Below are 12,194 nucleotides of genomic sequence, written 5' to 3'. Positions count from 1 at the left end.
CTCAGCAATGAATGATCAACCCCGCTACGCAGCACTTGTCGTCCCCATTATCATTCTTCTGGGGGTCGTCTATCTGGTCCCGCTTTTCGGGGTTTTGACAATCAGCGTTACCGAGCCCCAACTGGGGCTCGGCAACTACCAAAAGGTGCTACAGAATGTAGCGATCGGGAAGGTGGCGCTTACCACTTTGAGAATCTGCCTTCTGACCACGATCATCAGTATCGTGATCGGCTACATTCTGGCCTATGCTTACAACAATGCATCGCAAGGTTCGCAGCGCCTGATGATGCTCTTCATCGTGGTGCCGCTCTGGACTTCGGTTCTTATCCGGACCTTCGCGTGGCTGATGATCCTGGGTGACAACGGGCCGGTCAATTCGGCGATACAAGCGTTGGGCTTCAGCCCGCTTGCCATGATGCACAGTGAAATAGGCGTCATTATCGGCATGGCGCATTACATGGTGCCCTATGCGGCACTGACCATTCTTGCAGGCATGGCGGGTATCGATGAGCGGCTGATGATGGCGTCGCGCGGACTGGGTGCCGGACCGGTGTATACCTTCCTTAAGGTCTACTTACCTCTGACTTTGCCTGGGGTCTTTGCCGGCACTGTACTCGTCCTTGTGCTCGCGCTTGGCTTCTACGTGACGCCGATCATTCTCGGCGGCGGGCGTGTGGTGATGATCGGTGAATATATCAGCACGCAGATCCTTCTCATCTCCCGCTGGGGCATTGGCTCGGTTCTTGCCATGCTGCTGATGCTGACAGTGCTCGTGACAATCGCGCTCGCGGCCCGCGCCGTCGACCTTCGCCGGATCTTCTCCGCATGACGATACGCTCTCGCTATTCCATCCCATTCAACATCATAGCCTGGTGCTCCCTCCTGTTCCTGATTGCCCCCATCTTCGTGGTGGTGCCGGTTTCACTGACGCCGACAAGCTACCTTTCCTTCCCGGAAGGTGGCTTGTCCCTGCGTCACTATCATCAGCTCTTTCTGGACCCGGACTGGTATCGCTCCATGGGGCAGAGCGTGATCATCGCACTTTGCTCGACCATAGTTGCGGCAGCCGTGGGAACCTCCGCTGCGATCGGGGCCTCGAAGCTGAGCACTGCGGCTGCCACGGCGGTGCGTGTCCTTGCGCTGCTGCCACTGATGGTTCCGCCCGTCGTTTCGGCGCTGGCGCTTTACCGCAGCTGGGTATGGCTGGGCCTATTCGACAGCTGGGCGGGAACCATCCTGGCCCATGCGATCCTCAGCGTGCCTTACGTGTTCATCACGGTTTCGGCGGCTCTGTCGCGGCTTGACCCCAGCATCGCGATGGCCGCCCGCAATCTTGGCGCGGGATGGGCAAGGACGCATTTCCAGGTTGTCCTTCCCAATATCCGCTCGGGAGTGTTGGCTGGATCGGTGTTTGCCTTCATCACTTCATGGGATGAATTGGTCGTCACCCTTTTCATCACAAGCCGCGGTATCTTCACCTTGCCGCGGCGTATGTGGGACGGCATTCGCGAGAATATCAGCCCCTCGATTGCTGCAGTTGCGACGATCCTGATCCTTTTCAGCCTGTTCTTGCTGCTGGTCATGCGTCTCGTCAAAGGGCGTGAGGCATGACTAGCTAACCCCTGAAGGAAGCACTAGGTCCGACGCCACGCCACGTGGCAACTCCCTGGTGTCACGACACTTTTCCGCAGAATTCTCTTCCGGTCTGGCCATCGAGCGCCAGATGAGCGGCGGCTGCATCGTGACGCCCAATTCGTGCCTTTCCGGGAAGGCGAAAAGTTTGATGTCCACAACCGGGGTGCGACGACAGCACCCCATTGCGGACAGGCGGCGACACCTCCGGGAAACCCGGCATGCGGCAATGAAAGGAACCTGTTATGGGACGTGAAATGAACACCGGTCATTTTATCGCCGGCGAATGGTGTGTGGCGAAGCCGGATAGCGTTATTCCGGTCGAGAACCCGGCAAATTGCGAAATCATCGCGACCGTTCCCGCCGGCGGCCGCGCCGAGGCAGAACGCGCGCTGGATGCCGCCTCGGAGGCTGCCAAGGCCTGGGCACGGACCCCGGCCGTCGAGCGCGCTGCTTACGTGCAGAAGGTGGCCACCCTGCTTCGCGAACGCAGCGAGAGCTTTGCCGAGACCATCATGGCCGAACAGGGCAAGCCCCTGACCCAGGCGCGCGGAGAAGTGGCCGGGGCCGCGGTGCAACTGGAGTATCACGCGCAATGGGCGCGCCGTATCGAAGGCGATACGGTCGCCTCGGACAATGCGGGCGAGCATATCCTGATGCTGCGTGTGCCTTACGGCGTGGTCGTGGGGCTGATCCCGTGGAACTATCCTTTGACGGTGACTGCGCGGAAACTTGCTCCGGCGCTGGTTGCCGGAAACACGGTCGTCATCAAGCCCCATGAAGTCACTCCGCTTTCGGCACTGCGGCTGGCGGCCCTTTTCGAGGAAGTCGGCCTGCCGCGCGGCGTTCTCAACGTAGTGACCGGCACCGGCCTTGAGCTTGGTGAAGCATTGGTTGGCAGCAGCAAGACAAACCTCATAACGCTGACGGGCAGTGTGCGGGCAGGGCGCGAAGTAATGCGCCGCGCCGCCGATCATATCAGCCAGGTTTCGCTGGAACTTGGCGGCAAGGCCCCGTTTATCGTCTGCGACGATGCCGATTTGGACTATGCCGTTGAACGCGCGGTCTTTGCCCGCTTCCGCAATTGCGGTCAGGTCTGCACCTCGAACGAGCGGACCTACGTACATCACTCGATCTTCGAGCAATTCAAAGAGAAGTTTCTGGCCCGCGTACAGTCTTTGCGCGTCGGTGATCCCCGTAACGATCCGGATGTCGGCCCGAAGGTGAGCCGGCCCGAGCTTGAGAAAGTCGAGATGATGGTCGCCCGCGCGGTAGAGCAGGGGGCCGAGGTGCTTACCGGCGGTTCCAGGATGGAGGGCGCCGAATTTGAGCGTGGCTATTGGTTCCAGCCTACCGTTCTCACCAACCTCACGCCGTCGATGGATATCGTGCGCCAAGAAGTGTTCGGTCCCGTGGCTAGCCTTCTATCCTTCTCGGATTTCGACGATGCGCTCAAGCAGGCCAATGATTCCGACTATGGGCTTTCGGCCTATCTCTTTACGCGGAGCTACCAGAACGTCATGCGCGCGATGAATGAGCTGGAGTTCGGCGAGGTTTACGTCAACCGCGTCGGCCCGGAAGCGATCAACGGCTATCACACCGGATACCGTCTAAGCGGCATTGGCGGCGATGATGGGCGCTACGGCTTTGAAACCTATATGCGCAAGAAAACGATCTATCTCAGCCCGAACTGATCGCCGGCTGCGAATGCATTCAACTCCCGATCGCTCAATCCTTAAGGTGCGCCGGTAACACGGCGCATCGAACAGCAAACCAACCCAATGCCGCCGGACCTTGCCGGACCGAGGGGCCAAGGGGTGCTTCCAATCATAGAGGGTAGAATGAAGGTTCTTGTCCCAGTCAAACGGGTTGTGGACGCGAATGTTAAGGTTCGTGTCAAAGCAGATGGCTCGGGTGTCGAGCTTGCCAATGTGAAGATGTCGATGAACCCCTTCGACGAAATCGCCGTCGAAGAGGCGATCCGTCTGAAGGAAGCGGGCAAGGTTGATGAAATCGTCGTGGTCACCATCGGTCCGCAGGCTGCGCAAGAGACCCTTCGGACAGCTCTGGCGATGGGCGCTGATCGTGCCATCCTGGTCGCGACTGATGAGGCCGTAGAGCCTCTGGCAGTTGGAAAGGTTCTGAAGGGCGTGGTCGCGGCCGAAGCCCCTGGTCTTGTCATTCTTGGCAAACAGGCCATCGACGATGATGCGAACCAGACCGGCCAGATGCTTGCGGCCTTGTTGGGTTGGGCACAGGGGACCTTTGCCTCCAAAGTCGAACTCGACGGCAAACTCGTCAATGTGACCCGCGAAGTCGATGGCGGCCTCCAGACGCTGCAACTGAAGTTGCCTGCCATCGTGACCGCAGATCTGCGGCTGAATGAGCCGCGTTATGCGACGCTTCCCAATATCATGAAGGCTAAGAAGAAGCCGCTTGAAGAAAAGACCCCGGCAGATTTCACGGCCGATTTCGCTCCCCGCCTGAAGGTGCTGAAAACCGAAGACCCCGGCACCCGCAAGGCAGGTATCAAGGTCGGCTCGGTCGCCGAGCTGGTCGAGAAACTGCGCAACGAAGCCGGCGTGTTGTAAGCGAGCGGAAAGGACATAGACATGGCAATTCTTCTTATCGCCGAACATAACAACGCCTCGCTTTCAGAGCAGACCGCCAATGCCTTGAGCGCGGCCTTGCTAATGGGCTCTGACATTGACGTCCTGGTTGCAGGCAAGGGTGCGGCCAATGCCGCCGATGAGGCCGCGAAGCTGAAGGGTATCCGCAAGGTTCTCTTGGCCGAGGCCGATGAATTGGCCGAACGACTGGCCGAGCCGATGGCCGAGCTGATTGTTTCGCTGGCCGGAGGCTATGACGCGATCGTTGCTCCGGCTACCTCATCCGGCAAGAACATCGCGCCGCGCGTCGCGGCTTTGCTGGATGTGGCGCAGGTCTCCGAGATCATCGCGGTCGTCTCTCCAGATACATTCAAGCGCGCGATCTATGCGGGCAATGCGATCCAGACCGTGCAGACGACCGATCCGAAGAGGGTGATCACCGTGCGCACGGCCTCGTTCGAGGCCGCCGCCGGGGGCGGTGCCGCCGCGGTGGAGCGCATCGCGGCAGGCCCAAATCCGGACCTCTCGGCCTTCGTTCAAAACAAGCTGTCGCAGAATGATCGCCCCGATCTGACCTCGGCGAAGATCATCGTCTCTGGTGGGCGGGCGCTTGGCTCTGCTGAGAAGTTCCAGGAAGTGTTGCTGCCGCTTGCCGACAAGCTTGGGGCTGCCGTGGGCGCCAGCCGTGCGGCAGTTGACGCTGGCTATGCGCCGAATGATCTACAGATCGGTCAAACCGGTAAGGTGGTCGCACCCGAGCTTTATATCGCCTGCGGAATCTCCGGCGCGATCCAGCACCTTGCAGGCATGAAGGATGCCAAGATCATCGTGGCGATTAACAAGGATGCCGAGGCGCCGATCTTCGAGGTCGCGGACTATGGCATCGTTGATGATCTGTTCTCTGTGCTGCCCCAGCTTGAGAAGGCGATTTGAGCACTTTTTGAATGCAGGGCATTTCGGTTTTCGCCAGTGGCGACGAGGCTGAATGCTTTGAGGAGAGGTTAAATGCGTCCTCGCGGGTGTCTTGCCTGCGAGGCCGCAGATGAAACGGAACGGTGACGTCTCTGGCCATGAGCATCGACGCATTAAAAGCGGCTGTGGGAGCCGCAGTAGTCTGGGATCGTGCGGAACTGGCGAGCCGGGACCCCGGTTTTGACAGCCGCAATTTCGAAGCGCTGGCGCTGGTGCGGCCAGCCAATGTCGAAGGCGTCGTGGCGCTTCTGCGTTACTGTACGGAGAACGGAATTTCGCTGGTGGCGCAGGGTGGGCGCACCGGGCTTGCGGGCGGCGCCGCGACAACCGGCGACCAGATCATCTGCGATCTTGGTGCAATGAACCGCATCGAGCACATCGACCCGCTTGCCCGCGTTGCGGTGGTGCAAGCAGGGGCATCACTGGCTGCGGTGCAAGAGGCGGCTCGCGCCTACGGGCTAGATCCGGGGATTGATCTGGCCGCACGCGGCAGCTGCACCATTGGCGGCATGATCTCGACCAATGCGGGGGGAATCATGGCATTCCGCAACGGCACTATGCGCCATCGCATCCTTGGCCTGGAAGTCGTGCTGCCGGATGGCCGCGTTTTTGACGATCTCACGCGCGTTCTGAAGGTGAGCGCGGGTTATGATCTCAAGCAAGTTTTTGTTGGCGCCGAGGGCACTTTGGGCATTGTTACCCGGGCTGCGATCCGGCTGGAGCCGGTTCCCGGCGCTTCGGCAATCGCTTTGATTGCCGTTGATGACGCTGCAAGTGCCCAACGGGTCGTGGGGCATTTCCTTGGCAGAGCCAGCCTGCGCGCAGCCGAGATCATGTGGCAGAAGTTCTCCCAGACCATGGCCATGATGCTCGGCATCGACCCGACTTCGCTGCCGCTTGATGCGCCCTGTCTGCTCATTTTGGAATTGGAAAGCGACACACCCGAAAATGCGGCGCGCGAACTGGAAGAGGGGCTGGCGGAGATCTGGAGCGAGGCGCATATCCGCGACGGGATCATCGCCAATTCGCTGCAGCAAGCCCAGACCATCTGGCGTCTGCGCGAAGAGACTGAACAACTTGAGCGGCGTCACAGCCATCCGCCCTCCTTCGATGTTTCGGTGCCGGGCGGGGCGTTGGATGACTATGTCAGTAGAATTCGCACAGGCCTGAGCACCCTTGATGCACGCCTTGACGCTTATGTGTTCGGCCATCTGGCGGATGGGAACCTGCACATCGTCATCAACACGGACGGGCCGCTTGCACCCGACCGGCATTCGGCCATCGAGGAAGTGCTCTATGCAGGTCTGCGCGATATGGGTGGCTCGTTCTCGGCGGAGCATGGTGTGGGGATCGACAAGCGAGACGCCTATGAGCGTCACGCCGATCCCGTCAAACTAGAGTTGGCACGCTCGGTAAAGGCGCTGCTTGATCCGAAAAACCTGCTGAATCCGGGGAAGATTGTGAACCGGAGGCCGCGAGAAACTGACTGATCTACTTTTGATGTTGGAACAATTCGAGACGAATCAAAGGTGATCTCGACATTGCAGTCGAGGGCGACAAGCGGTTGTTCAACCAATACGGTTTCATGCTGGTCAACCCGGCCAAACATCCCGATGCAAAAAGCGGAACTCGGGCAGGCATTCGTCGATTGGCTGATCTCCCCGAGGGAGAAGCCGCAATCGCCGCCTACAAGATCGACGGCCAGTAGCTCTTTCTCCCGAACGCCCATGGCCCATGATAAGTCTGCCGCGAGATTGCCTGCTGACCGGCCACAGCGGGCCGTTAGCCGAGCGTCCGCTTTAGCCAAATCTCTTTCGAAAGCGGAACGGCAGGTTTCGGCCGCTAAGCTGCCGGAGAAATCCGAACATTCACGTTCGCGGGACCCGTAGCTATTACAGCAACGCCTGGACGGGCTCCTTCGAGGAAAGTGTCGGCTCCTCGAGCTTGACATCTACAAATGGTCCGACGCCAAGCAACCGACCCTACCGCCACATGCCGCGCATCTTGGCCTTGAGGTCGACGCGCATGTCGGGCTGCGGTGCGCTACCGCCGGCAGCTTGAGAGGGTGGCGGCCAGGATGTCCGCGTGAAGCGGTCGAGGATGTGGTCTGGAATGAACCGCGTGCGCGAGGCGTAGACATGCCTGTCGCCGCGAGAAGCCTGACCGTGGACAAAGAAGCGCTGCGGCGTGATCAGGTGAAGGCTGTCCTTCGCACGCGTCATCGCGACGTAGAGCAGCCGGCGTTCTTCCTCCAGCTCGTCGCGCTCGCCAACGGCAAGATCGCTCGGAATGCAGCCGTCAACGCCGTTGAGCACGAAAACTTTGGTCCATTCCTGGCCCTTGGCGGAGTGGATGGTCGAGAGGATCAGGTAGTCCTCGTCGAGATGCGGCGGCCCGGCTTCGTCGCTCGTCGCGTCCGGCGGGTCGAGGGTGAGATCGGTGAGGAAGCGCTCTCGCGAAGGGTAGCCGGCGGCGATCTGTTCAAGTTGCAGCAGATCGGCTCGCCTGGGTGAGGGCTCCTCGTGGAGACGTTCCAGATGCGGCTCGTACCAAAGCCGCACCCCCTCCAGATCGGAAGGCCAGGCCGAGCGTGAGCGTAGACCTGAAAAGAGGTCGACGAAGCCCGGCCAGTCGGCGTTCGCGCGCGCCGGCGCGCGGAAGAACTGCAGGCCGAGAACCGGATCGAGCGCCCGCTCCATCGCGTCCATGGCTGCCGCGGCGGCCGACGGGCCAATGCCGGGAATGAGTTGCATCACCCGGAAGGCCGCGACCCGATCCTTCGGGTTTTCGGCAAACCGCAGCAGGGCGAGCACATCCTTCACATGGGCAGAGTCGAGGAATTTCAGCCCGCCGAACTTGACGAAGGGGATGTTGCGGCGGGTGAGCTCGATCTCCAGCGGACCGGAATGGTGCGACGCTCGAAAGAGGACGCTCTGGTGCTTGAGTGCTATGCCTTCCTCGCGCGCTTCCAAAACATTGTCGGCGACATAGTTCGCCTGCTCGGCTTCGTCGCGTACGGTCACGAGCAGCGGCTTCTCGGCCGAGCGCCTTTCGGTCCACAGGTTCTTGGTGAAGCGCTCTGGCGCTTCGCCAATGACGGCATTCGCCGCCTCGAGGATCGCATCGGTGGAGCGGTAGTTGCGGTCGAGCGTGACGATCCGGGCAGGCTCCGGAAAGTGCCGGGGGAAGTCGAGGATGTTGCGCACCTCAGCCGCACGGAACGAGTAGATCGACTGGGCATCGTCGCCCACGACCGTCAGTCCGCGCCCGGCTGGCTTCAGCGCCAACAGGATCGACGCCTGCAGTCGGTTGGTATCCTGATATTCGTCGACGAGGATGTGGTCGAAGCGGCTGCCGAGATGCTCGGCGATGGCAGGCTCGGCGCACATCTGTGCCCACCACAGAAGCAGGTCGTCGTAGTCGAGGACGTTCTGTGCCTGCTTGGCGTCGACATAGGCCGCAAACAGCTGCTTCAACTCCTCGGCCCAGCCGATGCACCAGGGGAAGCTCTTGGCGAGGACGGGCTCCAGCTCGGTCCGTGCATTGACCACGCGCGAATAGATCGCAAGGCAGGTCCCCTTGGCCGGAAAGCGGCTTTCGGTCTTCGACAGGCCGAGCTCGTGCCGCACCAGGTTCATCAGGTCGGCGGAATCCTCGCGGTCGTGAATGGTGAAGGCCGGATCGAGCCCGATCTCCGGCGCGTAGTCACGCAACAGTCGCGCACCGACGGCGTGAAAGGTACCGACCCAGCTGAGGCCTTCGGTCAGCACCGCGGCCTTGTCGCCCATCACTCGCGCGGCGATGCGCTCGACTCGGCTTCTCATCTCCGACGCTGCTCGCCTCGAGAAGGTCATCAGCAGAATGCGACGCGGGTCAGCGCCCCTGACGATCAGATGCGCGACGCGGTGCGCCAGCGTATTGGTCTTGCCGGAGCCAGCGCCGGCGATCACCAGCAGCGGCCCGGCGACCTCGCCGTCCCCATGCTCGACCGCGCCACGCTGCTCGGCATTCAGCGCGGCAAGGTAATCCTCGCCGTCGGCGGTCAGTTCTGACGAATCGCGAAGGGCAACGTTCATGTCTCGGAATGAACTCTGTTTCCGGTTCGTTCGCAACCGCCGCATGCCCGAGACAGGTCCCCGGGGAGGCTATTTCTCGGGAAATGACCTCCGAAATTCATCGAAGGGCGGCGTTGTCTGACACTCTCGTCGAAGCAACACGATGAAGGCACGACTTCCGCGTCCTGCCCCCGTGGCGGACCGCTCTTCGAGGTAAAGACCCCTACAGGCGATCCGGCTACTTGGACCCTGGAAGCAGTCAGGTTGCTGCGGCGACACAATGCTTGATCCACGCCGACCTCGCTAGGAACGCTCCGCTACGTTCCTCTTGACTCATTTGTTCTCAGTTTGTTCTATAGGGAAGGCAGTGTTGAGGAACCCGATACGGCGACCACCCATGTACCGCGCGAAACCCAAGCCGCTGTGTCCGTGTTTCGTCAGGACGACGACGTCTGGGATTGGCAATTTCATATGGACTATCTCGATGTCCTTCGAGACTTAATCGACGAGGGACTGTTCAACGAGCATCGGCCAGAAGATCACCTTGCGCAGAGCCTTATGTTTCGCTCCATGAATGACCTCAGCGTCTCGGAGCAGCGCCTCTTTGAGGAATGTTTGCAGCCCGTTCTTGAGGCTCGTTGCCCGTCGAGCCTCTGTTGAAAGAATAGGCATACCCGCGCAGAAAGGCGAGAGTGAGGGCTTGCCGCTGGGGCGTCCTGCCGCCAGATGGATCGCGCCGTAAGCAGATCGTGAACTTCGAGCCCGCGCTGGCTAAGCTCAAAAAAGGCCCCGGCAGAAACCGGGGCCGTAGAGAACCGAATTAGGTATTTTTCTTCGTGATTAGCGTCAGCGTTCCATCTGTGTTCATGCTTGTGCCTACCACTTGTGCAGATGTCGCCCCTTTGGCGTCGAGCGCGGCTTTCGCTTCCGGGGTGGCATCGATGCTAGTGCGCAGCTGCTGGAGATTGGCGTCCCCGGCCTGTGCCGCAACTTGTTCGACCTGCTTTTGTGCCTCCTGAGGCAATTCGCTGACATCGATAACATTGATGCGCTGAATCGCTGGTGCCTCGGTAGCTACCGGTGCTTGCTTCGGCGGCTGTGGTTCTCGTGTCTCTTGCGCGTTCGCCGCCAAGACGCTGATGAAGGTGATGCTCGCTGCCAGCATGATAGCTTTACGCATGGGTATCCCTTTCCAATTGGCCCCCGCCAGCCGACTACCTCACAACGACAATGCGTCCAGAGCCGACCACTTTCCGGGTCATTTCGTGACCATAAGATGTCGACGGTGTAAGATGCGGCGCATGCGCATGCGTGTCGTGTGGGCTTCCCTGGCCGCTCATGGCAACTTCGGATGCTAGGCAAGGCCGCCGACGAACGCGCTGGTGTCGCCACTGCGAACCATCGCCAGCCGGACAGCACCGCGGCAACCGCGCGCCTTGCAAGCGGTCTCTCGCTCGATCTCGTCGAGGTTAGAGGAATTCGCGCTCGGGCGACGTGCCGATCAGCTTGCGCGTCAGATAGTGGACGTGGCCACAGCTCTTGCAGGTGATTTCCAGCCGCTGGCCATCGTCTAAGTCGCGGACCTGCAAGTTTTCTTTCCAGGTGCTCACCAGAAATCCTCCGCAGACGGAATGCGCGTGTAGCTGATCTTGCCGCCAACATGGCCTCCGGCCGGTGGCTTCCTATGCCGAGACTGACGACGGTGCGACCATAGCGGGTGTTGAGATTGTCGATCGCGCCGCTGGCATTCTCCCATCGCTTGCGCGACCGATCGTCGTTGAGCAGCATGTCGATCTGACGTTGGTCGGCCGGGCTCAGCTCGAAGAGGGTCACGCCGACACGGAACACGGTCACGCCGCGTGGAAACTTGTCCTTCACCAGCAGCCAAAGCTTTGCTAGCCCAGCGAGCATAGCCTGATCGTCGTTGACCACTGGAAGCTTCAGCTTGCCCGACCATTCGCCGTCGCGCACGGATAGCCACAGCCAGAGGCCGTTGCAGTAGTAGCCAGCGCGGCGCAATCGTCGAGCGGCTTTGGTTAGCAGCAGTCGGCAGATTTCATAGGCGCCGGGCAGGGATCGGCTTTCGGGTGGTAGCACGCGCCCATGCCCGAACATACCGCGCTCGGCCTCCGGCGCCTGCGCGTCATAGCCATGCAGGGCGTACCAGAGCCGTTCGCCCGTGACATTGTTCCAGAGCTTGCGCATGTGTTTCGGCTGCAGCCGGTATAGATCCTCGACGGTATCGATGCCCGCGCGGATCAGTCGACGTTCCATGTTGCCACCGACACCGGGAATGTCCGAAAGCTTCAGGGCGAGGAGAGGGGCGGGCAGGTCTTCCGGCCGCCACACCATGCAGCCGTCGCCGTAATTCTCGCCGGCGCTTTTGCCGGCCTTGCAAGCCATCTTGGCGAGTTGGCGGTTGGCAGCAAAACCGATCGAGCAGGTCAGGTAGGGGCCGACATTGCGCGCCAGCGTGCCTTTCAGCCGCGCGGCCAGCTGCAGCGGCTCGTTCCGGCCGGCTTCGTCCAGACGGCAGGTGAGTTCGTCGATCGACTTCACGGTGTCGATCGGGATCACCGTTTCAATTTCCGCCAAGAGTGTGTTGTGCGCGCGGCGATAGAGGTCAGGCTTTTGCGGCACCAGCACCAGGTCGGGACACAGCGCGCGCGCCTCCGCGATATTCATCACATTCTTGACGCCGAATGCCCTGGCTTCGCGCGAGCAGGCGATGACGCAGGTTCGGTCGGTGCCTTCGAATGGAACGACGCCGACCGGACGGCCCCGAAGGCGCCGGTCTGCCTGCTGCTCGACCGAGGCAAAGAATCCGTCGAAATCCAGATACAGCCTTTCGATGGTCTCCGGTTTACGCAAGGCAAAGCTCTCCCGTGGCGCCAGACAGGCGCGAGAATCATGATGTGCAGAGGTG

At 60.9% G+C, this 12,194-nt stretch carries 9 protein-coding genes and 1 pseudogene; 7 read left to right on the top strand and 3 right to left on the bottom strand.

What is annotated here, in order from left to right; translation table 11 throughout:
* Positions 1-7: 7 nt before the first annotated feature.
* The 7 genes and pseudogenes from ABLE85_RS19545 to ABLE85_RS19515 form a co-directional block, all read left to right on the top strand.
* Positions 8-829, top strand: coding sequence for an ABC transporter permease (locus tag ABLE85_RS19545; protein WP_348794378.1), 822 nt, complete (start codon positions 8-10; stop codon positions 827-829).
* On the top strand, positions 826-1,611 hold the full coding sequence (locus ABLE85_RS19540; protein WP_348794377.1) for an ABC transporter permease: 786 nt from the start codon (positions 826-828) through the stop codon (positions 1,609-1,611). Before ABLE85_RS19545 ends, ABLE85_RS19540 begins: the two co-directional genes overlap by 4 nt.
* A 266-nt stretch (positions 1,612-1,877) precedes the next feature.
* Positions 1,878-3,326, top strand: coding sequence for an aldehyde dehydrogenase (gene aldA, locus ABLE85_RS19535; protein ID WP_348794376.1), 1,449 nt, complete (start codon positions 1,878-1,880; stop codon positions 3,324-3,326).
* A gap of 147 nt (positions 3,327-3,473) precedes the next feature.
* Complete coding sequence (locus tag ABLE85_RS19530) at positions 3,474-4,223, top strand: electron transfer flavoprotein subunit beta/FixA family protein (protein WP_348794375.1); 750 nt, start codon at positions 3,474-3,476, stop codon at positions 4,221-4,223.
* Between the two features lie 21 nt (positions 4,224-4,244).
* On the top strand, positions 4,245-5,174 hold the full coding sequence (locus ABLE85_RS19525) for an electron transfer flavoprotein subunit alpha/FixB family protein (protein WP_348794374.1): 930 nt from the start codon (positions 4,245-4,247) through the stop codon (positions 5,172-5,174).
* 137 nt (positions 5,175-5,311) lie between these two features.
* Entirely contained in the window at positions 5,312-6,703 is a 1,392-nt protein-coding gene (locus tag ABLE85_RS19520; RefSeq protein WP_348794373.1) for an FAD-binding oxidoreductase, read from the top strand.
* A gap of 35 nt (positions 6,704-6,738) precedes the next feature.
* Positions 6,739-6,921, top strand: a pseudogene (locus ABLE85_RS19515) (substrate-binding domain-containing protein); the annotation flags it as partial.
* A 274-nt stretch (positions 6,922-7,195) separates the two neighbouring features.
* Here the strand turns inward: ABLE85_RS19515 and ABLE85_RS19510 are convergent.
* From ABLE85_RS19510 to ABLE85_RS19500, 3 genes are all read right to left on the bottom strand, one after another.
* Positions 7,196-9,289 (bottom strand): ATP-dependent helicase, encoded by a 2,094-nt coding sequence (locus tag ABLE85_RS19510; RefSeq protein ID WP_348794372.1) that lies wholly within the window; start codon positions 9,287-9,289, stop codon positions 7,196-7,198.
* A 799-nt stretch (positions 9,290-10,088) separates the two neighbouring features.
* Positions 10,089-10,448, bottom strand: coding sequence for a hypothetical protein (locus ABLE85_RS19505; RefSeq protein ID WP_348794371.1), 360 nt, complete (start codon positions 10,446-10,448; stop codon positions 10,089-10,091).
* The gene (locus ABLE85_RS19500) at positions 10,343-12,139 is read right to left on the bottom strand and encodes a hypothetical protein (RefSeq protein WP_348794370.1); all 1,797 of its coding nucleotides are present in this window, start codon (positions 12,137-12,139) and stop codon (positions 10,343-10,345) included. Before ABLE85_RS19500 ends, ABLE85_RS19505 begins: the two co-directional genes overlap by 106 nt.
* Positions 12,140-12,194: the final 55 nt, after the last annotated feature.

It is taken from the genome of Mesorhizobium sp. KR1-2 (assembly GCF_040045035.1).
Lineage (GTDB): Bacteria > Pseudomonadota > Alphaproteobacteria > Rhizobiales > Rhizobiaceae > Pseudaminobacter.
This window is presented reverse-complemented; position numbering and strand designations above follow the sequence as displayed.

Bases quoted from the DNA above. Each gene is read 5' to 3' on its own strand.
- aldA (WP_348794376.1), top strand. From the start codon at position 1,878: ATGGGACGTGAAATGAACACCGGTCATTTTATCGCCGGCGAATGGTGT.
- ABLE85_RS19525 (WP_348794374.1), top strand. From the start codon at position 4,245: ATGGCAATTCTTCTTATCGCCGAACATAACAACGCCTCGCTTTCAGAG.
- ABLE85_RS19540 (WP_348794377.1), top strand. From the start codon at position 826: ATGACGATACGCTCTCGCTATTCCATCCCATTCAACATCATAGCCTGG.
- ABLE85_RS19505 (WP_348794371.1), bottom strand. From the start codon at position 10,448: ATGCGTAAAGCTATCATGCTGGCAGCGAGCATCACCTTCATCAGCGTC.
- ABLE85_RS19520 (WP_348794373.1), top strand. From the start codon at position 5,312: ATGAGCATCGACGCATTAAAAGCGGCTGTGGGAGCCGCAGTAGTCTGG.
- ABLE85_RS19530 (WP_348794375.1), top strand. From the start codon at position 3,474: ATGAAGGTTCTTGTCCCAGTCAAACGGGTTGTGGACGCGAATGTTAAG.
- ABLE85_RS19510 (WP_348794372.1), bottom strand. From the start codon at position 9,289: ATGAACGTTGCCCTTCGCGATTCGTCAGAACTGACCGCCGACGGCGAG.
- ABLE85_RS19545 (WP_348794378.1), top strand. From the start codon at position 8: ATGAATGATCAACCCCGCTACGCAGCACTTGTCGTCCCCATTATCATT.